General features: G+C 39.4%; 24 protein-coding genes, 1 tRNA gene and 1 pseudogene. 22 read left to right on the top strand and 4 right to left on the bottom strand.

The features are described 5' to 3' along the window. The 15 genes and pseudogenes from G576_RS0107620 to G576_RS12545 all read left to right on the top strand — a co-directional run. Positions 1–1374 (top strand): SEC10/PgrA surface exclusion domain-containing protein (locus G576_RS0107620; protein WP_027974099.1); only part of this gene is annotated, 1374 nt, incomplete at its 5' end. 92 nt (positions 1375–1466) lie between these two features. Next, positions 1467–1640 (top strand): annotated as a pseudogene (locus G576_RS13300) (IS982 family transposase); the annotation flags it as partial. A 203-nt stretch (positions 1641–1843) separates the two neighbouring features. Continuing rightward, positions 1844–2380, top strand: coding sequence for a hypothetical protein (locus tag G576_RS12530; protein WP_245563027.1), 537 nt, complete (start codon positions 1844–1846; stop codon positions 2378–2380). A gap of 43 nt (positions 2381–2423) precedes the next feature. After that, on the top strand, positions 2424–2594 hold the full coding sequence (locus G576_RS13935; protein ID WP_245563028.1) for a tyrosine-type recombinase/integrase: 171 nt from the start codon (positions 2424–2426) through the stop codon (positions 2592–2594). A 143-nt stretch (positions 2595–2737) separates the two neighbouring features. Further along, positions 2738–3511, top strand: a complete 774-nt coding sequence (locus G576_RS0107630) for a TatD family hydrolase (RefSeq protein WP_027974100.1) — start codon at positions 2738–2740, stop codon at positions 3509–3511. A gap of 163 nt (positions 3512–3674) precedes the next feature. Then, positions 3675–4238: a ribonuclease M5 gene (gene rnmV / locus G576_RS0107635; RefSeq protein ID WP_027974101.1), complete on the top strand. Its 564-nt coding sequence runs from the start codon at positions 3675–3677 to the stop codon at positions 4236–4238. Then, a complete protein-coding gene (relB, locus tag G576_RS12535; RefSeq protein WP_051178052.1) occupies positions 4231–4458 on the top strand; it encodes a type II toxin-antitoxin system RelB/ParD family antitoxin in 228 nt (75 codons plus the stop codon). Before rnmV ends, relB begins: the two co-directional genes overlap by 8 nt. Positions 4459–4656: 198 nt before the next feature. Further along, a complete protein-coding gene (locus tag G576_RS0107645) occupies positions 4657–7449 on the top strand; it encodes an SIR2 family protein (RefSeq protein ID WP_027974102.1) in 2793 nt (930 codons plus the stop codon). 169 nt (positions 7450–7618) lie between these two features. Continuing rightward, positions 7619–7789, top strand: coding sequence for an NUDIX hydrolase (locus G576_RS12540; RefSeq protein ID WP_245563029.1), 171 nt, complete (start codon positions 7619–7621; stop codon positions 7787–7789). Positions 7790–7882: 93 nt separating this feature from the next. Further along, positions 7883–8143, top strand: coding sequence for a type II toxin-antitoxin system Phd/YefM family antitoxin (locus tag G576_RS0107655; RefSeq protein WP_037618746.1), 261 nt, complete (start codon positions 7883–7885; stop codon positions 8141–8143). A gap of 1 nt (position 8144) precedes the next feature. Beyond that, on the top strand, positions 8145–8402 hold the full coding sequence (locus tag G576_RS0107660) for a Txe/YoeB family addiction module toxin (protein WP_027974104.1): 258 nt from the start codon (positions 8145–8147) through the stop codon (positions 8400–8402). A gap of 13 nt (positions 8403–8415) precedes the next feature. Continuing rightward, positions 8416–8946, top strand: coding sequence for a DUF1697 domain-containing protein (locus G576_RS0107665; protein WP_027974105.1), 531 nt, complete (start codon positions 8416–8418; stop codon positions 8944–8946). Between the two features lie 12 nt (positions 8947–8958). Continuing rightward, entirely contained in the window at positions 8959–9426 is a 468-nt protein-coding gene (locus G576_RS0107670; RefSeq protein ID WP_027974106.1) for an HIT family protein, read from the top strand. Further along, a complete protein-coding gene (gene rsmA / locus G576_RS0107675) occupies positions 9423–10298 on the top strand; it encodes a 16S rRNA (adenine(1518)-N(6)/adenine(1519)-N(6))-dimethyltransferase RsmA (protein ID WP_027974107.1) in 876 nt (291 codons plus the stop codon). The genes G576_RS0107670 and rsmA overlap by 4 nt, the downstream gene beginning before the upstream one ends. Positions 10299–10682: 384 nt before the next feature. Beyond that, positions 10683–11219, top strand: a complete 537-nt coding sequence (locus G576_RS12545) for an ElyC/SanA/YdcF family protein (RefSeq protein WP_051178055.1) — start codon at positions 10683–10685, stop codon at positions 11217–11219. 45 nt (positions 11220–11264) lie between these two features. On the opposite strand, the gene G576_RS0107685 is transcribed toward G576_RS12545, so the two are convergent. After that, positions 11265–11347 (bottom strand) — tRNA-Leu (locus G576_RS0107685). 247 nt (positions 11348–11594) lie between these two features. Here G576_RS0107685 and G576_RS0107690 point away from each other — a divergent pair. Then, positions 11595–13625 (top strand): surface-anchored 5'-nucleotidase, encoded by a 2031-nt coding sequence (locus G576_RS0107690; RefSeq protein WP_027974108.1) that lies wholly within the window; start codon positions 11595–11597, stop codon positions 13623–13625. 224 nt (positions 13626–13849) lie between these two features. Here G576_RS0107690 and aao read toward each other — a convergent pair whose 3' ends face one another. Next, positions 13850–15022, bottom strand: a complete 1173-nt coding sequence (aao, locus tag G576_RS0107695; RefSeq protein WP_027974109.1) for an aminoacetone oxidase — start codon at positions 15020–15022, stop codon at positions 13850–13852. A gap of 142 nt (positions 15023–15164) precedes the next feature. On the opposite strand from aao, the gene G576_RS0107700 reads away from it, so the two are divergent. From G576_RS0107700 to G576_RS0107720, 5 genes are all read left to right on the top strand, one after another. Beyond that, positions 15165–15662 carry a DUF536 domain-containing protein gene (locus G576_RS0107700; protein ID WP_027974110.1) on the top strand — a complete coding sequence of 166 codons (498 nt, stop codon included), beginning with the start codon at positions 15165–15167 and terminating at the stop codon, positions 15660–15662. A 63-nt stretch (positions 15663–15725) separates the two neighbouring features. Continuing rightward, positions 15726–16313: a 3'-5' exonuclease gene (locus G576_RS0107705; RefSeq protein WP_027974111.1), complete on the top strand. Its 588-nt coding sequence runs from the start codon at positions 15726–15728 to the stop codon at positions 16311–16313. Between the two features lie 108 nt (positions 16314–16421). After that, positions 16422–17126 carry a MerR family transcriptional regulator gene (locus G576_RS0107710; RefSeq protein WP_027974112.1) on the top strand — a complete coding sequence of 235 codons (705 nt, stop codon included), beginning with the start codon at positions 16422–16424 and terminating at the stop codon, positions 17124–17126. A 10-nt stretch (positions 17127–17136) separates the two neighbouring features. Next, positions 17137–18066 (top strand): ABC transporter ATP-binding protein, encoded by a 930-nt coding sequence (locus G576_RS0107715; protein WP_027974113.1) that lies wholly within the window; start codon positions 17137–17139, stop codon positions 18064–18066. After that, positions 18050–18859, top strand: a complete 810-nt coding sequence (locus G576_RS0107720; RefSeq protein ID WP_037618751.1) for an ABC transporter permease subunit — start codon at positions 18050–18052, stop codon at positions 18857–18859. The genes G576_RS0107715 and G576_RS0107720 overlap by 17 nt, the downstream gene beginning before the upstream one ends. A 120-nt stretch (positions 18860–18979) precedes the next feature. On the opposite strand, the gene G576_RS0107725 is transcribed toward G576_RS0107720, so the two are convergent. Further along, on the bottom strand, positions 18980–19561 hold the full coding sequence (locus G576_RS0107725; RefSeq protein ID WP_027974115.1) for a xanthine phosphoribosyltransferase: 582 nt from the start codon (positions 19559–19561) through the stop codon (positions 18980–18982). A gap of 212 nt (positions 19562–19773) precedes the next feature. On the opposite strand from G576_RS0107725, the gene G576_RS0107730 reads away from it, so the two are divergent. After that, the gene (locus tag G576_RS0107730; protein WP_027974116.1) at positions 19774–21081 is read left to right on the top strand and encodes a uracil-xanthine permease family protein; all 1308 of its coding nucleotides are present in this window, start codon (positions 19774–19776) and stop codon (positions 21079–21081) included. A gap of 252 nt (positions 21082–21333) precedes the next feature. Here G576_RS0107730 and G576_RS0107735 read toward each other — a convergent pair whose 3' ends face one another. After that, on the bottom strand, positions 21334–22143 hold the full coding sequence (locus G576_RS0107735) for a PrsW family glutamic-type intramembrane protease (RefSeq protein ID WP_027974117.1): 810 nt from the start codon (positions 22141–22143) through the stop codon (positions 21334–21336). Positions 22144–22214 lie beyond the last annotated feature (71 nt).

Raw genomic sequence — 22214 nt, forward strand, 5'->3', positions numbered from 1 at the left:
TATGTTGCTGACAACTGGTCTTTTGCTCAGACACGTACAATCGGACATGATGCCAAGGCGGTTAATGCTGCAGCTAAAGAAGTTGGACTCAAAACAACTTCAGCTGAAGATGAGGCTCAGGGATTCCAAAGTTATGAAAATATGAACACCTTTAGCAATCCAAGCGCTACAGTAACGCTTGCAAATGCTAAACGTAAAATCTATCAGAGCCTTATTAGTTTCATGTTTAATGGTTATGAGTATTTACATGCTGAATCAATTTCTGGTCTAACTAATGACACACGTTACTTGGGGATTGATCTATCATCTCGTTCTGATGCAAATTCTGTACATTTTCTACTGGTAGGAGATGAGGACTTGGTTTCAGAATCAACTTTTGATAAAACAGCGATTGCTAACAACAGCACAATCGAAAAACTTCAAGAAGTATATCAAAAAGCAAAGGACTCCCTAGTTAAGGCAGAGGAAGCTAATAAAAAAGCTCAAGAAACTCTAGCACTTAAACAAGCTGAAAAGGGTACAGCCGAAGCTACTGCTAAGACTGCTCAGGAGTCTTTAGAAAAAGCGTTAGCTACCCCAGTACAAACTCCGTTGGCTGAAAAAGCGGTAACTTTGGCTAAAGGAAAAGTAATAGCTTCAAATGGGGTATATCAGAAAGCTCAGGAAGCACTGAAAACTCTTAAAGCTGACGTTAAACAAAAACAAGCTAATGTTGAAGCAGCAAATGCCTACTTGAAAGCAAAAGAAGTTGAGTTGGAAGCTCTCCAACAGTTACTAAGTGCTGACAAGAAAGTCTTGGAACAAGCTAAATTGGCTAAGTCCGAAGCAACACTCAAAGTTAAGAAAGCTGAAAATACTTTATCAGAGCTTAAGGAAAAATTAGCTGAAGCTAACAATGACTTGAAAGTTCTCCTAAATGCTCCAGCAGTCCTTAAGGATGCTCAAGCTATTTTGAAACTATCTGTTTCACGATTAGAAGATAAAAAATCTGCTTTGGCAGCGGCTACTTCTCGCTTAGAAGAACTAAAAGCGATTGAAAAAGAAGCTACCAACCATTATAAGGTAGTATTAAACGCTTATCAAAAGGTACAAGAGGCTAAACGTCAAGAACAACTTGAAAAAGAGCGTAAAGAAGAAATTAACTCTAATAAAACTACTGTACCTATTACTTACAATACTGGTAAAGTATTAGGTGGTGTAGCGTTGGCTAGTCAGGTATCGCCTGTTACTAAGTCTACAGATGAGCCTATTAGCCAAGCAAAAGCTGACTTACCAGCTACAGGGGATTCTGAATCTGCTCTTGGCTTGCTTGGTTTTGTCTTAACTCTTATGTCAACATTTGGATTAGTTAAGTCTAAGAAGCAATCACACTAAAATTATGACCGCAATGTCGTAAAACTAGAAAAGAAAGGAAAAAGGTATTACCCATGGTGCTAGTTAATTTCAACATACAATAAAAAGCCCAAATGGACTATACTGCTAAATCTCATCATTTGCAATGGAATGTACGCCAATTATCACAAATTTGTCATCACTTCTACCAAAATTATTGCGCAGATTCCTTCAAATATCGGCGTAATGTTAGCTTAGTTAAAGTTTCAGATGAATCGCTCCTTGTCTTGCTTTTGTTACAAGCTGAAGACTTTAAATAATGACCTTATAGAAATGAGAAGATTATCTCAATTTGAAAGTGCAATTTTGAGACCAACTCATAAGAGGGTGTATATAAGTGTTGAAGGTTATCGAAAGTTCCTTCAATTCAAACAAGAGAAGCGTGAGAAAGCTATGTAGTTATGGTATAATAAGCTATGCTACATAGCTTTTCTTTATATAAGGAGAAGATATGTTTTATAAACAACTAGCAAATGGCAAGTACCGTTTTTATAAAAAATTTTATGACATTCGAGAGCAAAAGTGGAAACAGGTCACTGTGACAATGAACTCTAAGTCAAGAGTGTCACAAGCAGAAGCAAAAAGACGGCTGGCTGTAAAAATAAATAACATTTTATCTGCACCAACAAAGAGAGAACTGAAACTTCAAAAAATCTCAAATATGACATTCAGCCAATTACTGGAAGAGTGGCAGGATGTTCGTAGAAGTGAAATCAAACCAGCTAGCTTTAAAAGCGAGATGAATTTTCTACGCTGCTTTATAGAAGAAGTTGGAGACTTACGACTTTCGGATGATACAACACCGCAGATACAATCGTATTTATTGGGGTTAAATATTGCGAATATTACTCGTAAAAATAGGAAAATCTATCTCAACGGAATCTTCGGTTATGCAGAGCGAATTGGTTATATTATAAAAACACCTGTTAAAAATGTTGTGATACCAGAGTTAAGCGTGATTACAGCTATATCAATTTATCAAAGATAGATGTGACACGGTTTTGGGTGAGGGGAGGGCGTACAATATTCACATGCTCAGGCATTCTCATATTAGTTTATTAGCGGAGCTAGGTGTTCCTATAAAAGCTATCATGGAACGTGTCGGTCATATTGATGAATCTATAACCCTCAAGATTTATAGTCATGTGACACAGAATATACATGATGAAGTCAGGAAAAAACTTAATCAAATTTCTTTATAAAACTAACCATGAGATTAACCACAAATTAACCATAGTAGGGGAAATAATTGGGAAACATGGGGAAGTATGGAAATTTGAAAAAAGCTTAGTAGAGCTTATTGAGATACCGTTAGGAAGTAAGAGGAATTATGAAAAATCAAACCATGGAAATATTCGATACCCATACCCACCTCAACGTGGAAAATTTTAATGAGACAGTGGAAGAAGAATTGGCCTTAGCTAAGGAGATGGGGGTCACCCTTCATAATGTGGTCGGTTTTGACCGTCCAACTATCGAGCGAGCCATTGAACTGGCAGACGCTCATCCCGAAATTTACCTGACTCTTGGCTGGCATCCGACTGAAGCAGGCTCTTACAATGACGAAGTGGAAAGCTACCTGCGTCAAGTTCTTAAACATCCAAAGGTTATCGCTTTGGGCGAGATTGGACTTGACTATTACTGGATGGAGGATCCAAAGGAAGTACAAAATAAGGTTTTCAAGCGCCAGATAGCGCTGGCTAAGGAACTGGACCTACCCTTTGTGGTCCACACCCGTGATGCTCTCAAAGACACCTATGAGGTCATTAAGGAAGTTGGCGTTGGACCTCGTGGTGGGATTATGCATTCCTATTCAGGTTCTTTGGAAATGGCAGAGCGTTTTATGGAGCTGGGGATGATGATTTCATTTTCAGGGGTTGTCACATTTAAGAAATCAATCGAACTCCAAGAGTGTGCACAGCATTTACCCTCAGAAAAAATCCTAGTCGAAACGGACGCCCCCTACCTAGCGCCCGTGCCAAAGCGAGGACGTGAAAACAAAACCGCCTACACCCGTTACGTGGTCGAGAAAATCGCTGAGCTTCGTGGCATGTCCGTGGAAGAAGTAGCAGAAGTAACCTATGACAATGCTATGCGGGTATTTGGAGTGAAAAAGTAGATGAGAAGAATAGCGACCATAGGTCCTAAACCGATAGTTTCCATCGTGATGAAAGTAACAGTATCCATGCCGTTAGGAAAGTTAAGTTCAAAAATAAGTAATGGAACACCGTGGGCAGTCGCTTATATCCCCATCATCTGAGGAAACTACCCAAAAGAGAATTATGGAAAAAATTAAAATACATGAAGTTCTTGTGGTAGAAGGCAAGGACGATACGGCAAACTTGAAGCGTTTTTACGAGGTGGATACCTACGAAACCAGAGGCTCTGCCATTACAGATGACGATTTAGAGCGAATTGACCGGCTTAACAATTTGCGCGGGGTCATCGTTTTTACTGATCCCGACTACAGTGGGGAGCGTATCCGCAAAATCATCATGCAGGCCATCCCAACGGCCAAGCACGCTTTTCTCAACCGTGACGAAGCAGCACCAAAGTCCAAAAACAAAGGGCGCTCTCTAGGTGTTGAGCACGCTAGCTTTGAGGATTTACAGAAAGCTCTATCCACAGTCCTTGGAGCATATGATGATGATAACCAGTTTGATATTAGTCAATCAGACCTCGTGCGCTTAGGCCTCCTTATGGAGGCGGATAGCCGAAAACGCCGCGAATATCTAGGAGAAAAGCTGCGCATTGGATATTGCAATGGCAAACAACTGCTCAAACGCTTGGAACTGTTTGGGATAAGTTTGGAGGAGGTGGAAGAGTGTATGGGGGAATATGAGTGAATTGGAATCAGGCAAGGAAGTATTTGCTATGAACCAGCTGGATTTGACTGCTGGCTTCAATCTCTTCTTACAAAACATTGCTGTAAAAAATGAATTTCCAATTCTGACAGCAGAAGAGTTGTTTTTACAGTTACAGAAGGAAATCCGGGAAAATCAGCAGGCGATTGAGGCAGGTCAAGGGATCAGCCTAGAGCGTGTCAAAGAGAAGTATGGAATTTGAGTTTTATTCAGTGATACTTGCTGTAGCAGTGGAGAAGGAAGGGAAAAGTAATATAGACTTATCAAGGTGTTAGAGTTTCTGTTCAAAGTGTTTTAACTGTTTTACGTATTTTTCAAAATGGTTTATACATCAGGCTATTCAGATATTTTAAGTCGAAATAAAAAGTAGCAGAATAGCTATAAAATTCGAGGAGAGAGTATGAAAGGGAATTATTATTTAGCTAAAAATCGACTAATAGATGCAATACAAGATGATTCGTTAATTTTGTTCGTTGGTTCAGGCATTTCGAAGAATTCTGGATTACCTACATGGGGAGAATTGATAGATATTTTCTCCGCTGAATTGAATATTTCCGAAGAATCGCCCGACTTATCTGATTATTTAAGGATAGCACAATATTACTATGATACTTTTGGTAAGAATCAATACATGAAAAGAATTGAGGAAGTTTTTTCAAGTAAGGGGGTGACTGTTCCAAACAGATTACACGAGTTGATAGAGATTCTTTCTCCTAAACACATTATTACGACTAATTATGATACTTTACTTGAACAACAGTTTGAAAATGGTATGTTAAGGTATAATGTTGTAGCTTCGGACAGAGATATTCCATACGTGAAATCAGAAAAATATCTAATTAAAATGCATGGAGATTTTAGAAAGAAAAATATTGTATTGAAGGAAGATGATTATCTTGATTATCATTTAAACTTTCCCATGATTTCTACACTCATCCAATCACTCATAATGAATCATACAATTCTATTTGTAGGATATTCTTTAAGCGATTCTACGTTTAATTCTATCTTTAGGTTAATACAAAATAATTTTGAGTTGGATGCAAAAGTTGCCTATTTTTATACCCCAGATGGTCCGTCAACAATTGTCAGAGACTATTATAAGAAAAAAGGGATATTTATTATTTCTAATGATTTTAAGGAGAGTTGTATATCAGATAATTCTTCATCTAAAGGGAATAGGGATTTTGAGTTATTTGAAAGAACGAAAAATTTTTTAGAGGATATTACTAATTCGAAAAGAAAAAAAATAAGAAATGCAGATGATTTATGGAATCAGATTTCATTTTTAGATAAGCTATACTTTATAGATTTTAGGGATTTTTTAAAGTATTCTAACTTAAAAGGAAGTGTATATATAGATTCCGGAGGATACTTTTGGAGTACGAGAGAGGGAGTTGGTTTTGAAATCGATAATCATGGAAAAATAAAAGATTTAATTGAAAAAAAATCAATACTCAATAATTTTTTTGATTTAGAATTGAATGAGAGTAGGAATCTGACTGCTAACAAATATCTGGCGGAAGTATTTGTACTATATCAAGAAAAGAAGTATTCTCTAGCAAAGGCTAAATTTAGAGAATTAGCGAATGCTTCGTATCGCAGAAAAGATTACTTTACTTTCTTACTGTGTGAATTTAATTTTAAACATATCCATACTTTTTGGCATGATGAGGAAGATTATCAAGAACCAATTTTCTTAGAGGAATTAAGTGAGTTAACTCAACAGATAATAGATTCAACATCTGGGAATGACAAAAAGATTCTTGAATATTTTAGAGATACAATCTTAAATATGAGTTTTCTGGATAGAAAACTAGAGTGCATAAATGATTTATTTGATAAAATTAGAGAGGAACATAACTTGTATAAAAGAGGTGGTTCTTCGTATAATAATAATCTATGGAACGCAGAATATGAAATACAAAATTTACAGGATTTTATTGAGTTAAACTGTATTTGTGTTGAACAGTATAGACCATATAAAGCTATCATTAATAGATATTTTGAAATATTACTTCTAAGTTATGATAATTCAAACTTAAAAAAATCAAATTCAAGTGATGTATTTTATAATGTATCATCTGTTATTAAAGAGCTTGAATTGAATGATGCTAAAATAATTCTTCCAAGTTTAAATCTTAAATTGTTAAGAATGTATTTGCGTAATTATTCATTTAGTAAGATAAAAATCAGTAATGAAACAAGAAGATTTTTATTTGATAAAATTGAGGAGCTTCAACAAATTGACAGATTAGATAATCTTGAAATTTATCAAGAATGTAAACATTTATTGAGCTTTCTTTCGTTTATTGAATATAAGGACGATAACATCTCTCAATTGATTACTATTCTGGATAGACAAATTTTGTACTTTGACTTGAGTGACGAGATAAAAGGAATATTAAAAACTATTATTCTTAATATAGAATGCATAAGTAGTGATTTGGAGAAAAAACAATTAATTACGATTATTGAGAGACATATTAATGATATTATTAAGGATACTTTAGAGATTCATTATAATAACTTTGAATTATATGCTGAATTGCTTCATTTGTGTAAATTAGGAGGAACTAATGTTATTATATCCGTTGAGGAATTAAGAGTAGATATTCTAAAATTAAAATATGAAGATGTAGATATATGCGAGATTTTTAAGTATACAAAATTTTTTGTTAATTTTTTTGAATATTTAAGTGTTGAGACACAAGGAGACATTATTGAATTTTTCGCAAAATATGAAGAAGAGGAGTCGATAGAAATAAGGTTTCACGAAATCATTGAATTAATGCTTTCAGAAATTTTTGATTTCTCTAAAATTCAAAAGGATATATATACATATTTGATGGGTAGAATAAATGCTGAGGAATCAGCTATTCAATCATATCCAGATCCTTTGAAAACCTCACTATCTAATTTGTTTAATTTAAAAAATAAAGGTTATTTTGCAGAAATTAGTATAACTGATATGATTCAGGATATTGAGAAAGATATTAAAGGGATTTTTCCTGAAGTTGATTGGAAGTGGTTTAATGACCGTAGTGACAGAGTAATGAAAATGCTATTAGAACATAGAACACCTAGCGATATTAAAAAATACTTTGCAACAACTGAAGAAGACAAGGAACGGTTGAATAGTCTTATCGTTAGGTTGCTTGATGAGAGGAAAATAGAATTCAATAATAGATAATAAACGAAACTTTTGTTCATGAAACCATTTAAAAATATGAACAAATTAATGTAAAGTAAATTTCTGACAGTTCATTATGGAAGATTTACCTAAGTAGTATCTATCTGGTTGAATATGAAAAAGACTGGAAGCTGAGGGATACCGATTGAAAGGATATTATCGATAAGGAATGCTTTTTCTTAATGCTTCTATCCAATTTTCTGATGAGGGGGAGGTCTTCTGGATTGATTGTGCGGATTTGAAGAATGTTTCGTTGGCAGATGGTTTTGAAACTATGTTGGAAATCTTTGAACAGCCACAGCTGACGGAGAATTTTTACTGGTTTGAAGACGGGGAGTAGAAGGTGGAGAATTGCTAAAGAGTTGTACAATAAGTTTGACAACTCTTTTTTTCTATGCTATAGTAAGCCTAGAAATGATGAGAGGTATTGCTTATGGAAGCTATTGTATATTCCCATTTTCGAAATCACTTAAAGGACTACATGAAAAAGGTCAATGACGAGTTTGAGCCTTTGGTCGTGGTTAATAAAAATCCAGAGGAAGATATTGTTGTACTGTCAAAGAGTGAGTGGGATAGCTTACAAGAAACCCTTGTTGTTGCTCGGAACGCCTATCTATCTCAAAAAGTTCTACGTGGTATGGCTCAAGTCAAAGCGGGACAAACCCAAGAACGCAATCTGATAGAGGCGGACTAGCATGGGAATCCATTTCACAGAGGATGCCTGGGAAGACTATCTTTATTGGCAGGGTCAGGATAAGAAAACACTCAAGCGAATCAATAAGATTATCAAGGATATGCAACGACATCCTTTTGAAGGCATTGCCAAGCCAGAACCTTTGAAGTATGATTATCAAGGAGCCTGGTCGAGACGGATTGATGCGGAGAATCGGTTGATTTATATGGTAGAAGCAGACCAGTTGTATATCTTGTCGTTAAAGGACCATTATGGGTGAGGGGGATTAACAAATGAAAAAAATTGCCCTCCTTCGAGGTGTTACCCCTGTTGGCAAGAATAAAATTCCTAAGATGTCCTATCTGGCGGAAATTTTGACGGAAGTTGGTTTAACTTCTGTTCAAACCTATATTCAAAGTGGAAATGTTGTTTGTGAAACTGATTTATCAGATAAACAACTCAGTCGGCTTATCCATCAAACCATTAAAGAAAAAATAGGTGCAGAGTTAGCTATCATTGTCAAACATCAGATGGAGTTAACACAAGCAGTTGCTGAAAATTCTTTTGGTGAGGGCTATGATCCTTCTCGTGTTCATTTGGTCTTTACCAATGATGAGATAAATGGTGAAAAATTAAACAAATTATTGCACCAAGACTTTGGCGATGAGGAGTTGCGTCTGGGAAGTCAATGTCTATACATGTATCTTCCGAGAGATGCTCGAAAGAAAAAACTAAATACCAATTATTTAGAAAAACAGCTGGACATTACAGCAACGATGAGAAAACTAAGTGTTATTTCACGATTGAGTGAGATGACCGTGTGATTGGAGAATTTTATGTGTCTTATCTGTGAAAGGATTGAATGGATTAAGCAAAATGAAAATCCGTATTTTGTAAAAGAACTTGAGACAGGGTATGTCGTTATTGGGGATCACCAACATTTTAAAGGGTATACTTTATTTTTGTGTAAGGAGCACGTCACTGAATTGCATGATTTACCTCCTCTTTTTCGAAATCAACATTTATCCGAGATGGCGGACGTATCGGAACTTGTTAGTGAAGCTTTTTTTGCTGATAAAATAAATATTGAGAGTCTAGGGAATGGAGATAGTCATCTACATTGGCATATTTTTCCAAGAAAATCTGGTGATTTAGGCGCTTACGGTCGTAATGGTAAAGGGCCAGTTTGGTGGTTGCCATTTGATGAAATGTATGCAGATAAAAAGTGTGTGAAGGGACAAGAGCTAGAAAAGTTGAAAAAACGTCTATTAGCAGAGTTTGAAAATAGGAAGAAAAATAAATGAGAATCGCAGACAAAAACGTTACTCGTGCCGTCCTTGAACGCCACGGGTTTACCTTTAAGAAATCCTTCGGTCAGAACTTTTTGACCGATACTAATATTTTACAGAAGATTGTGGACACGGCAGAGATTGACCAGAATGTCAATGTCATCGAAATCGGTCCTGGAATCGGAGCTTTGACCGAGTTTTTGGCGGAGAGTGCTGCCGAGGTCATGGCCTTTGAGATTGACGACCGCCTGATTCCGATTTTGGCGGACACCTTGGGTCGCTTTGACAATGTGACTGTGGTCAACCAAGACATCTTGAAGACCGACCTGCAGACCCAGATTCAGAACTTTAAGAACCCTGACCTGCCTATCAAGGTCGTGGCCAACCTGCCCTACTACATCACCACCCCTATCCTCATGCACCTGATTGAGAGTAAGATTCCCTTCAGCGAGTTCGTGGTCATGATGCAGCGAGAGGTGGCCGACCGCATTTCTGCCGAGCCAAACACCAAGGCTTACGGTAGCCTGTCCATTGCGGTCCAGTACTACATGACTGTCAAGGTGGCCTTCATCGTGCCTCGCACTGTCTTTGTGCCCGCTCCAAACGTGGATTCCGCCATTCTCAAAATGGTCCGCCGTGACCAACCCCTGGTGAGCGTTAAGGACGAAGATTTCTTCTTCCGGGTGTCCAAGGCCAGCTTTGTTCACCGCCGTAAGACCTTGTGGAACAACCTGACCAACCATTTTGGTAAGTCCGACGAGGTCAAGGACAAGCTGACGCAGGCACTTGGCATGGCAGAGCTGGAAGCCAGTGTTCGTGGAGAAGCACTTTCTATGGCTGACTTCGCACGTCTGTCTGACAGCCTCCAAGAAGCAGGTTTAGCATGATACTATCGCAGGCAGTCAATCAATTAGCCCAGTTTTGTGGATTGAGATAACTGTCTTCCTTGATAATGCAAGCTCTCCAAACAGAGCAAGGGGAGTGGGAAAGAACTCGACCAGTCTAAAAAGAGTTCGTCTTCCCACCCCCCGCACAGTTGATTAGGTCAGATTTGGAGTGTGAAACACGAACAAATCTGCCAATCAACCACTGCGCTGAGATGTTGACACGAACTCTGAGAATCGAGGCTAGACTTTCTGCCCAGCCTCTTTTTTGGTGGCTCCATTCTAGCTGGTGGTGACCAACTGGCAGAAGCCGTTCGAAACAAAATTGCTAAGGCCTACGTCATCGCAGGTGGAGCAGGTCACACGACCGACGGACTTCGCCAACAAGTGTGGGACCATTTTCCCCAGCTGGATCCAACTGGTTTGACCGAAGCAGAGATTTTTCAAGCCTACTTGGAGCAGAAGTACGGTCTGTCAGCCGATTTTCTAGAAACCCAGTCTACCAACTGTGGCAATAATGTCACCTACCTACTGGACTTGCTGGCTGAGAAGGGCATTGATTTTCAGTCCATTCTGCTCATGCAAGATGCCACTATGCAGCGTCGGATGTGGGCGACTATGAAAAAGTACGCAGCGGATAAGCTCTTGCTCAACTACGCCAGCTATCAAGCGACTGTCAGGGAGGAAGAGGGCCAGCTCCAGTTTGATAATGCTCCCTTTGGTATGTGGGACATGGGCCGCTACATTAGCCTGCTTTTAGGTGAAATTCCCCGCCTGCGAGATGGCGAAGAGGGATACGGACCAAGAGGGGCCAACTATCTGGCTCATGTCGACATTCCACAAGCAGTGGAAGAAAGCTACCAACTGGTCCAAGAAAAGACAGGCTTAGCCAGTCGCAAAGCCAACCCCAAATATGCAGGATAAGCAAAACCCAAGCCAGTTCAACTGACTTGGGTTTCTTGTACATCATGCGGAGGAAGGGATTTGAACCCTCACACCCGTACGGGCACATGCGCCTGAAGCATGCGTGTCTGCCGTTCCACCACCTCCGCTTGAGATATGTCTATGATACACAAAAAAGCGAAGCTTGGCAAGTACAAATCCTATTATTTGTGAAAACAAGGAAAACGAATGAAAATTTGAATGTTTTCAGGAAAAATATTTTCAAATACCCCAAAATCGAACGATTTTATGATATCTTTCCTAAAACGTTGGAAAATCTATTGAAATTCACTATTAAATGAGTTACTATAATAACGTCGGAATATGACAGAAAAAAATTAGGGAGTTTAACAATTTATGGCTAACAATAAGAGGATCATTTTAAAGAGTAGTATCTTAGCTGTTGTTGCTGGGTTGAGCGTAGCAGCTTCGCAGACCGCTTTTGCGGATGATGTAGCTGTGCAAATCATGGGAGTCAATGATTTCCACGGTGCACTTGATACGACAGGAACGGCTCGACTTGAAGGTGAAACAGTTCGTAATGCAGGTTCCGCTGCTTTGCTTGATACGTATATGGATGACTCACAAGCTGAATTTGAAGCTGACGCAGAAACTGTAGCGGCTGATGCAAATGAATCTATTCGTGTTCAAGCAGGAGATATGGTTGGAGCAAGTCCTTCAAACTCTGGCCTTCTGCAAGATGAGCCAACGGTAAAAGTCTTTAACGAGATGGAAGTAGAATATGGAACTCTTGGAAACCATGAATTTGACGAAGGATTGGAAGAATACAATCGTATCATGACCGGCCAAGCTCCTGAACCTGGTAAATTCAACGAAATTGTAGATAATTACACACATGAAGCTTCTAAACAAGAAGTGGTGATTGCCAATGTTGTGGACAAAGTAACGGGAGAAATCCCTTTTAACTGGAAGCCTTATACGATTAAGGAAATTCCTGTCAACGACAAGGTGGCTAATATCGGATTTATTGGAGTTGTGACCACAGAAATTCCAAATCTTGTCTTGAAAAAAAATTATGAACAATACGACTTCCTTGATGAAGCTACAACGATTGCCAAATACTCTCGTGAATTGAATGAAAAGGGAGTTCATGCGATTGCTGTCTTAGCTCACGTTCCTGCAACCAGTAAAGAAGGGGTAGCAGAAGGCGATGCAGCCAATGTGATTGCTAAACTGAATGAACTCTACCCAGAGCATTCAGTTGATATTGTCTTTGCTGGTCACAATCATGCCTATACAAATGGGATTGTTGGAAAAACCTTGATTGTTCAAGCGACTTCACAGGGGAAGGCTTATTCAGATGTTCGCGCCGTATATGACACTGATATTAGTGACTTTAAAGCAACTCCAACAGCAAAAATTATTGCTGTAGCGCCAGATAAAAAAGCTCCAAGCGCAAATATCAAGGCTATCGTTGACGAAGCAAATGGTATTGTTAAACAAGTCACTGAACAAAAAATTGGTACAGCTGCTGAAGCTAGTGATATCACTCGTGAAGTTAATGAGTTTAAGGAAAGTCCAGTAGGTAATCTGGTAACAACTGCTCAAATGGCTATCGCGAAAAAATCAGGTTATGATGTTGACTTTGCCATGACTAATAATGGCGGTATCCGTGCAGATTTAAAAGTACAACCTGATGGAACAGTAACCTGGGGCGCAGCACAGGCTGTCCAACCGTTTGGAAATATTCTCCAAGTCGTTGAAATGACGGGCGAACAAATCTACACAGCCCTCAACCAACAATACGACGAAGAAGAAAAATACTTCCTCCAAATGTCTGGCTTGAAATACGTTTACACCAAGGCTGACGACACTACTCCAAATCAAGCATTCAAGGTTGCTAAAGCCTTTAAATCAGATGGAACTCCTATTGATCCAAAAGCAACTTACAAGGTTCTCATCAATGATTTCCTCTTTGGTGGTGGTGATGGCTTCTCAATCTTCAAAGAAGCAAGACTTATCGGCGCTATTGACCCTGACACAGAAGTATTTGTTGACTATTTGAGTGATTTGGAAAAAGCAGGGCAAAAAATTCAAGCTGACATCAAAGGGACGAAAAAATTCGTTGAAAACTATGTGGAAGAAAGCTCAGTAGAGCAGGAAAACAATGAGCTTAAACCAGATGATAATTCTGAGAAAGATAAAACTCCTGAGAAACCAGAAGATGATAATCCTCAAAACAAACCATCACAAGATAAGGTTGACAATAAGCCTGGTACGAAACCAGTAGCTGATCCAGCTAAAGCTCCAGAAGAGAAAAAACTTCCAGCAACTGGTGACGAATCACTCCACAGCTTGCTCTTCAGCATGAGTGGTCTGGCAGCATTGAGCCTTGCGGCCTATCTTAAACGTAAAGAAGAGAATTAATTCGTTTTAAAAATCAGACTTGATCCTGAATGACCTGAGTTGGTGAAGCCTAGTTCCTTCGACATCAATGTCTCCTCGTCTGATGTTAGACTAATAGATAACCTCAGATAAAAGATTTTGAGCTTTGAGATTCTTTGTCAATAACTCTGAAAACTGATAAATTAACAATAAAAAGCGAACAATTTTGTTCGCTTTTTATAATTGAGGTCGGAGACGCTTTAAAGCTAGTAGTGTATAGCTCCAGCGACCCAGCCTGAGCAGAGGGCAGAAGTGATGTTAAACCCACCTGTATGGGCATTGATATCTAAAACTTCCCCTGCAAAGTGAAGGCCTGGTACCTTTTTGCTTTCCAGAGTTTTGGGATTGATTTCTTTCAAATCCACACCGCCCTTGGTTACGAAGGACTTGGCTAGGCTCATTTTTCCCGTCACGGGGATTGGCAGAGCCTTGAGCTTTTGGCTTAGTTCTTCTAGACTTTTAGGTGAGACTTGTTTGACTTTTTCAGCATAGCCTTGGGCTAAAAAGTCGGCGACACGTTCGGGAATAAGAAGCTTTAGAGCATTCTTGACAGACTTTTCACGATTTTTATGAAAAAAGCTCAGCAATTCTTCTGACGAGGTCTGTGGAATCAAATCTAATTCTAAGATTTCACCTCCTTTGACAAAGGAAGACATACGGAGAGCTGCCGGGCCAGACAAGCCAAAATGAGTAAAGAGCAGGTCGTGGGTGATGACGTGCTTACCATAGGTCAGAGTGACTTCGTCAAGGGAAATCCCCTGCAAAGCCTTGTGAGGAAAATCGGTCAAGAGTGGGCTTTCGGCAGCCTCAAGTTCAGTCACTTCCAGCTTAAAGTGGCGGGCGATGTCGTAGCCAAAACCAGTTGAACCTGTTGATGGGTAAGATTTACCTCCAGTGGTGACAATCAGCTGATTGCAGGTCAGTTCTTCCTCAGCTGACTTGACGTGAAAGAGATTGTCGATTTTTTTCACGGAGACTACTTCGAATTGGGTCTTGATATGACCGCTAAGTTCTCGGATTTTCTTTTCTAGGGTATCTATAATGGTTTTGGATTTATCGGTTGTTGGGAACATACGCCCGTGGTCTTCGACTTTTAGCGCGCAGCCATTTTCCTCAAAAAAACGAATGAGGTCATGGTTATCAAACTGGGAGAAAACACTATATAGAAAGCGGCCATTGCCAGGAATACCAGCCATGAGTTCTTCTAGAGTCCCGTTGTTGGTGACGTTGCAACGGCCACCGCCTGTTCCAGCTAACTTTTTGCCCAGTCTGCGATTTTTTTCTAGCAACAGAGCCTTTTTACCATAATAGCTTGAGGAGATAGCTGCCATCATACCTGCGGGTCCTCCTCCGATTATAATTGTATCAAAATGCGTCATGTTTCTATTTTAGCATAAATTGACATTAAAGGTCTGATGTGATACCATTTATAAGATAGAAGTTTTTCTTCGCTGTCTTGGAAAGTATGAAAAATAAGCTAGCAGTGATGGAAAATCATTACACGTGTTGAAGGAAGTAAAAATGCAGATTGAAAAGACAGTCAGCGAATTGGCTGAAATTTTAGGAGTGAGCCGTCAGGCCATTAACAATCGTGTGAAGACTTTGCCAGCCGAAGACCTTGAAAAAAATGACAAAGGTGTGACGGTGGTTAAACGTAGCGGTTTGATTAAGCTGGAAAAAATCTACAAGAAGACCATTTTTGAAGACGAGCCAGTTAGTGATGAGGCAAAACATCGTGAGCTTTTAGAGATTTTGGTTGATGAGAAAAATTCTGAGATTACCCGTCTTTTTGAACAGCTTAAAGCTAAAGATGAACAGTTGGCTGCCAAAGATGAGCAACTCCGTGTTAAAGATATTCAGATTGCCGAGAAGGATAAGCAGCTGGATCAGCAGCAACAGTTGACCTTGACTGCCATGCAGGATAAGGAGCAACTCAAGTTAGAACTTGATCAAGCTTTGCAAGAAGCACAGACTGAAGAAGTCAAAAAAGGCTTTTTCGCCCGTCTTTTTGGTAAATAATAAGTCAAGAGCCCGTTAGGGCTTTTTGGCTATCAAAAAGTCATTTTAGAGAATGGAGAAATAATGGAAAATTTAAAGACCTACGTTGCTTTTGACCTTGAATTTAACACTGTCGATGAGGTCAGTCATATCATTCAGCTATCAGCAGTCAAGTTTATTGATCATACAGAGGCTGAGACCTTTGATACCTATGTTTTCACAGAGGTCCCTCTTCAGTCGTTTATCAATGGTCTAACGGGAATTACAGCTGAAAAAATTGCTAGTGCACCCAAAATTGAGACGGTCATCAGTAAGTTTGTCTCTTTTGTTGGGGAACTACCGTTGGTCGGTTACAATGCTGGAAAATCTGATTTACCACTCTTAGCAGAAAACGGGCTTGATTTGACAGAACAATACCGTGTTGACCTTTATGATGAGGCCTTTGAGCGTCGTTCCACAGACCTTAACGGTATTATCAATCTTAAATTGACCAGTGTGGCTGAGTTTTTAGGGATAAAAGGACGCGGTCACAATAGTCTGGAAGATGCGCGAATGACTGCTCTGGTCTATGAAAAATTTCTTGAATTGGATGATAACAAGTCCTACTTGAACCAACAAGAAGAAAGTCATGGTAATAATCCTTTCGCTGCGCTAGGTGGACTTTTTGATTAAACGAAAAAATCCCCTAGGGTCACCTCTTGCTTGTGACCTAGGGGAATATTGTAAGATAGGGGTGAACGAGGGATAAACCTTGTATCTTGAGAGGAAAGAAGGTGTAGGATGTCTTGTTATTCGACTGGGGAATTAGCTAAGTTGGCTGGCGTTTCAGTAAGGACAGTTCAATATTATGATCAGCGTGGCATTTTACAACCATCAGACTTGACTGAGGGTGGGCGTAGGATTTATACTGATCAGGATTTTCAAAAGCTTCAGGTGATTTGCTTCCTACGCGATTTAGATTTTTCTATTGAGCAAATTAAGCGGGTTCTTTCTGAAGAAAACGCTGACGCTGTTCTTGAGATGCTGTTGGCAGATCAGATTTCCAACTTAAAGAGTCAAGTGGCAGAGCAAAAATCAAAACTTGACACAGCTGTCAACTTGCTTGACAGACTCAAAAAAGAACCAAGTTATTCGCTAGTCAATTTGCAAGACATTTCTCTTTCAATGAAAAATCAGAAATCTTGGAGTCGTCACTTATATCTTTTTTTAGGGGAGATTTTTGGGACAGTTGTGCTATTTGTTTTAGGAGTTTTTCTTTTACAGGACAGTTGGTGGGTTTATCTTCTAATTCCAGTCTACATCTCAGCCCTCCTTTATTTCATTTATCGCTACTACAAAGATGTTTGTTACCTTTGTCCGAATTGTCACAAGACCTTTGAGGTGAAGATTACGGAATTTGCTTTAGCAGGTCATACGCCTCGTACGCGCAAGCTGACTTGTTCACATTGCCAGACTAAATCCTACTGCTTAGAATTGCTTAAGTGAAGGAGTTTTTATGAAAATCTTAAATTGTCAAAACCTGTCTAAATCTTTTAGAGGGAAGCTAGTTTTACAGAATCTCAATTTGAGCCTAGAAGAGGGGAAAATCACTGCCCTTTTTGGGCCAAATGGTGCGGGGAAAACCACTCTTATTCGTCTTATCTTGGGGCTATTGACTGCAGATTGCGGAGATATTGAGCTTTTTGGACAAAAGCTGACGCCAGCAAACCGAAGTGATTTATTATCTGACATTGGGGTGCAAAATGATGGCAATCTTTACGGAAATTTAACGGTTTTAGAAAACCTTAAACTCTGGGGACGGATTTATGGGATGTCTTCTGAAAAACTCAAAGAGAGGCTTCCTGAAGTTGTTGAAAGTTTTGATTTGCAGGACTATGTTCAAGTGCCAATTAAGAGACTAAGCAAGGGAAACCGACAAAAGGCCGCTCTAGCTAGGGCTGTCCTCCATCAGCCCAAATTATTGATTTTGGATGAACCGACAACTGGTCTTGATCCGCAGATGACGGAGCAGTTTCTGACCTACTTGAAAAGGTTAGTATCTGAGCAGAAGATGACTGTTTTTATGTGCACTCATCATCTTTTTGGCTTGGAAGATATAGTGGATGAGGTTGCTATCTTGTCAAAACAGAAGATTCTTGTTTCAGGAAATTTGTCTCAGCTCTTTGATGCTTATTATCCCCATCGTAAGCTTATTTTAGAGGTTTTGCCTCTTGATAAGGCAAAGAGTGTCTTGACAAAGTGGGGACATGTTTCGGAAACGGGGAATAGGCTGGTTTTAAAGGTGGAAGAAAGAACATATCTTCCTCAGATGGTCTCTGATTTGGTTGAACAAGGTTGTCAACTTTATCAGTTGTCTGAGCTAAAACCAACTTTAACTCAATTTTATTTAGAGATTATTGGAGGGCAAAATGATGATTTGGACTAGGATTTGGTTAATCGCTAAAAAAGACATGTCGGATTTTTTTAAAGATAAGACCTTATTGGTACCTTTTGTTCTGTTGCCTCTCATTTTTAGTGTTATCTTACCGATAGTCATTTTAAAGTTGGGGGCAAGACCGGAGCTGACTGCCTCCATTACTGGCTTGGAAAGTTTCTTGAAACATTTATCTGCTCTGCCCTTGCCCAAGAGTTTACAAACAGAAAGTTTAGCCCTTTATGCTATTTTAATTTATTTCTTATTGCCCATGTTTATGATCTTGCCGGTGATGTTTTCAAATCTGATTGGAGCCTACGCCTTTGTTGGAGAAAAGGAAAATCATACCTTGGAGGGCTTGTTGAGTACTCCTGTCTCGGCTAAAGAATTGATTGCTGGGAAACTCCTGTCTGCCATCTTGCCATCACTTTTAGCCACTTGGATAGCTCATCTGTGCTATGGAATGATTGTCAATGGTTTAGGAAAGTCAATTTTTGGAATAGCTCTTTTTCCTAACAGTATCTGGACTATTGTAGGACTGGTTGTTTCTCCACTTCTAGTGACACTCTCAACCCTACTCGTCTTTGGAATATCACCCTATGTTAAATCGAGTAAATCAGCTCAATCGGTATCTCTCTTTTTACTCTTTCCTTTGATTGGAATACTGATTTCACAGTCGTCGGGTCTCATGTTGTTAAATCCTTCCATAAGTTTAGGGATTGCATTAGTGCTCTTGATTTTAAATGGAATAGCCTATCTTGGTATTTCAAAAACGTTCAATGTTGAAAAATACATCGCAGAATAAATAAATCCCTCAGTTACATTGATAGCTGAGGGATTTTTAGAAAGAGTAGTGAATGAGACTGTATCATACGTGTTGCTTTCGGTTGCCTAGTTTAAAAGACTTTTGTGTGCTGCGATAGATTTACAAATCTGCTGCGCCAAAGATAATTTGACCATTTTCAAAGCGGTCAATTCGTGCTAGGGAAGTTACTTTGAGGCCATTGTCGATAAGAAGCTGACGTCCTGTTTGGAAAGATTTCTCAATGACAATTCCGACGCCAACAACCTGTGCGCCAGCTTGTTTAATGATCTGGGCAAGCCCCATAGCTGCTTGTCCGTTTGCCAAAAAATCATCGATAATAAGGACTTTATCCTCAGGTGACAGGAATTTTCCAGCGATGGAGACCGTAGAAGTGACCTGTTTGGTAAATGAATAAACCTCAGCTGTTAGGATATCCTCAGTCATAGTAATGTTTTTGTGCTTCTTACCAAAAATCATCGGGACACCGAGACTTTCAGCCACATAAACGGCTGGGGCAATGCCAGAGGCTTCAATGGTGACAACCTTGGTAATCCCCTGATTAGCATAGCCTTCTGCTAAAACTTGTCCAATCTCCTTCATCAACTGATAGTCCACCTGGTGGGTCAAGAAGGAGTCAACTTTTAAGATGTTTTGTCCAATGACGTTTCCGTCTTTGAGAATGCGTTCTTCTAATGTTTTCATGTGTAAAACCTCTGTGTCATAATTCCTCTTTTTATTTTAGCATCTCAGGTAAAAAAGACAAGAAAAAAGCCAATATTCTTTGAAAAGGTTCAAAAAAAACACAAAATACACAACAAAAGCGAATGTTTTTTTATTAAATCAAAAAAACGTTTGATATTTTTGCTTTTATTTGTTAAACTAAGCTCCTATTCAAAAAAAGGAGTTAGAGATTCATGTCACTTGAAAAGAGCGCTGCTCAAAAATCATCTATGTTGTATCAAATTGAAGAAAAACCACCTTTGGGTGTTTCCATTTTATTGGCACTCCAACATATCCTAGCAGCCTTTGCAGGTATTATTGCGGTTCCCTTGGTTGTGGGTTCGGCTTTAGGCTTGTCTGTCGAGGAAACTTCTCTAATGGTTTCAGCTTCCATTTTTGTAGCTGGTTTAACAACGGTTTTACAATCAAAAGGATTAGGTCCCATTGGTTCTCGTGTATCAGGTATGATGGGAACAGACTTTACTTTTGCTAATCCTGTTATCAGTGTTGGTAGCCAGTTTGGTATGGCTGGAGTGGTTGGGGCAACTCTGGCAGGTTCCTTGGTTGAGATTATTCTCAGTCGCTTTATCAAACCGCTCATGCGCTTTTTCCCGCCTTTGATTACAGGAACGGTTGTATCTTTGATTGGTATTACTCTTTTGCCAGTTAGTATGGATTGGGCTGCAGGTGGTTCAGGCGCACCAGACTACGCCTCTGTTGAAAATGTTTCTATTGCATTTGTGGTGATGGTTTTCACTCTTGCTTTGAACCATTATGGGAAAGGATTATTCTCCACAGCTTCTGTATTCTTTGGGATGGTTTTTGGCTATCTGCTCTGCCTTTTTCTAGGGAAAATCGACCTATCGGCAGTCAATGATGCGGCATGGATTGCTTTACCAAAGGTTTTCCACTATGGCGTTAAATTTGAACTGTCATCAATTTTAGCTTTTGTTCCAGCTTATGTGGTATCTTTGATTGGTACAGTCGGTATTATGATGGCAATCGGAGAAGCTTCAAATGAAAACATTTCTTCTGAACGAGCGGCTAGTGGAGTTCTAGCGGATGGTGTTGGTTCTCTCGTTGCGGGTGTTTTTGGTGCTGGACCAAATACAGCTTTCTCTCAAAACGTTGGACTAATCACACTGACAAAGGTTGCCAGTCGTCATGTTATGGTATTGGCAGGTATTATTCTGACAGTTTTAGGCATCTTTCCAAAACTGTCTGCTCTCATTTCAATCATGCCACAACCTGTTTTAGGTGGCGTTGGGGTTATTATGTTTGGACTTGTTGCTGCTCAGGGGATTAAGACACTAGCAACGGTCAAAATCGGTGATCGCGAACTGCTCATTATCTCAGTTGCCTTTGCTTTGGGAATTGGGGTAACGGTTCGCCCAGACCTCTTACAACACCTACCAATCGCCCTCAAGATGATCTTCTCATCAGGAATCTCGACAGGTACCCTAGTAGCCTTGATTCTAAACCTTGTTTTAAAAGAAAAATAAGCATGAAAGCAAGGGCAATCTATTAGAAAATTCCAAATGCACGTGAAAGACTTTATAGTCTAAGAGAGTGTGCAAAATGTTGAATTGAGTCTGCAGGTATACTAAAAAGACTTGAAATCAAGTTTGTAGGAACATTGATTTCAAGTCTTTTGCGGTTTTAGAACTTCTCTAGTTTCTATCTTGTGTACAGAGAATGGAGTGGATAGCCACTTTTATCACATTTGATATCAGTTGAAGCGGATTTTTAAAGCCTTATTCAGGAAGTTTATCGACTATTTGATAAGCAAGTAAACCAAGTAGGATACTCATTACTGGGAATACTGTACTAAAGATACCAGTGTTGAAAGGAGAGTTGAATAGGAAGTGGAGTCCCATACTAGCCAGTAGCCAACCTGCTCCTTGAGCCTTAGACATGCCTGAATCTTTTGTCAACAGCGCAACTAGACCTATTGCAAAGAGCATGGTGAATACCCAATGTGTCCATCCGGCTTGACCAACACGTTCGATAATGGTTTCAAAGCCGTCTAGTTTTCCCATAAACATATCTCGGAAAGTAAACATGCAATCCTCGATGAGTTGGAAGCTAAGTCCAGCGATGATTCCACTGACCAAAGCGTGTTTTAGGGTTACTTTTCTACAGATGAGTAAGACAAGGAGGACAACCAATCCTTTAGCAAACTCTTCAGCAAATGGAGCAGAAACAGCAGCTCCCCAATCAGCTCTAAAGGCATCGCTGACTTTGACAATTTCAAGCAAAAAGTATCCAATTGCCATATGCCCCACTTCTGAGAATGCCATACCTGCTGTCAACCCCAGCAACCAAGAGAGATTGGTAACTTTTTTTGACATCTGATAGCGTTTGGCCAAGTAGCAAGTGAGAAAGAGAAGAGGAAGAAGATAAATTGCAACTAGCGATATGGTTAGGAGAAAGAGAGGGTACTTATCTTCCATTCCATTTGGTTTTCCAAATTCTCCGAAGATGATTTTACAGCCACTAACAAATCCAGTGGTTGCAAGGATGACAGGGAGGTAAGCTTTGTAATTTTTAAACAACTGTTTCATTAGGTTGCCCTTTCTGTGTTTTTTAAACTAGTGTATTCAATCTAAAAATGAGTATGTTTTGACACTTACTG

Origin of the sequence: Streptococcus porci DSM 23759, assembly GCF_000423765.1 — a bacterium.
GTDB classification, from domain to species: domain Bacteria; phylum Bacillota; class Bacilli; order Lactobacillales; family Streptococcaceae; genus Streptococcus; species Streptococcus porci.

Coding starts and splice junctions, on each gene's coding strand:
- G576_RS0107690 (WP_027974108.1), top strand. CDS start 11,595: ATGGCTAACAATAAGAGGATCATTTTAAAGAGTAGTATCTTAGCTGTT.
- G576_RS0107710 (WP_027974112.1), top strand. CDS start 16,422: ATGTCTTGTTATTCGACTGGGGAATTAGCTAAGTTGGCTGGCGTTTCA.
- aao (WP_027974109.1), bottom strand. CDS start 15,022: ATGACGCATTTTGATACAATTATAATCGGAGGAGGACCCGCAGGTATG.
- rsmA (WP_027974107.1), top strand. CDS start 9,423: ATGAGAATCGCAGACAAAAACGTTACTCGTGCCGTCCTTGAACGCCAC.
- G576_RS0107660 (WP_027974104.1), top strand. CDS start 8,145: ATGGGAATCCATTTCACAGAGGATGCCTGGGAAGACTATCTTTATTGG.
- G576_RS0107720 (WP_037618751.1), top strand. CDS start 18,050: ATGATGATTTGGACTAGGATTTGGTTAATCGCTAAAAAAGACATGTCG.
- G576_RS13935 (WP_245563028.1), top strand. CDS start 2,424: ATGCTCAGGCATTCTCATATTAGTTTATTAGCGGAGCTAGGTGTTCCT.
- G576_RS0107655 (WP_037618746.1), top strand. CDS start 7,883: ATGGAAGCTATTGTATATTCCCATTTTCGAAATCACTTAAAGGACTAC.
- G576_RS0107730 (WP_027974116.1), top strand. CDS start 19,774: ATGTCACTTGAAAAGAGCGCTGCTCAAAAATCATCTATGTTGTATCAA.
- G576_RS0107645 (WP_027974102.1), top strand. CDS start 4,657: ATGAAAGGGAATTATTATTTAGCTAAAAATCGACTAATAGATGCAATA.
- relB (WP_051178052.1), top strand. CDS start 4,231: ATGAGTGAATTGGAATCAGGCAAGGAAGTATTTGCTATGAACCAGCTG.
- rnmV (WP_027974101.1), top strand. CDS start 3,675: ATGGAAAAAATTAAAATACATGAAGTTCTTGTGGTAGAAGGCAAGGAC.
- G576_RS0107735 (WP_027974117.1), bottom strand. CDS start 22,143: ATGAAACAGTTGTTTAAAAATTACAAAGCTTACCTCCCTGTCATCCTT.
- G576_RS0107700 (WP_027974110.1), top strand. CDS start 15,165: ATGCAGATTGAAAAGACAGTCAGCGAATTGGCTGAAATTTTAGGAGTG.
- G576_RS12540 (WP_245563029.1), top strand. CDS start 7,619: ATGCTTTTTCTTAATGCTTCTATCCAATTTTCTGATGAGGGGGAGGTC.
- G576_RS0107670 (WP_027974106.1), top strand. CDS start 8,959: ATGTGTCTTATCTGTGAAAGGATTGAATGGATTAAGCAAAATGAAAAT.
- G576_RS0107665 (WP_027974105.1), top strand. CDS start 8,416: ATGAAAAAAATTGCCCTCCTTCGAGGTGTTACCCCTGTTGGCAAGAAT.
- G576_RS12530 (WP_245563027.1), top strand. CDS start 1,844: ATGTTTTATAAACAACTAGCAAATGGCAAGTACCGTTTTTATAAAAAA.
- G576_RS0107630 (WP_027974100.1), top strand. CDS start 2,738: ATGGAAATATTCGATACCCATACCCACCTCAACGTGGAAAATTTTAAT.
- G576_RS0107715 (WP_027974113.1), top strand. CDS start 17,137: ATGAAAATCTTAAATTGTCAAAACCTGTCTAAATCTTTTAGAGGGAAG.
- G576_RS0107725 (WP_027974115.1), bottom strand. CDS start 19,561: ATGAAAACATTAGAAGAACGCATTCTCAAAGACGGAAACGTCATTGGA.
- G576_RS0107705 (WP_027974111.1), top strand. CDS start 15,726: ATGGAAAATTTAAAGACCTACGTTGCTTTTGACCTTGAATTTAACACT.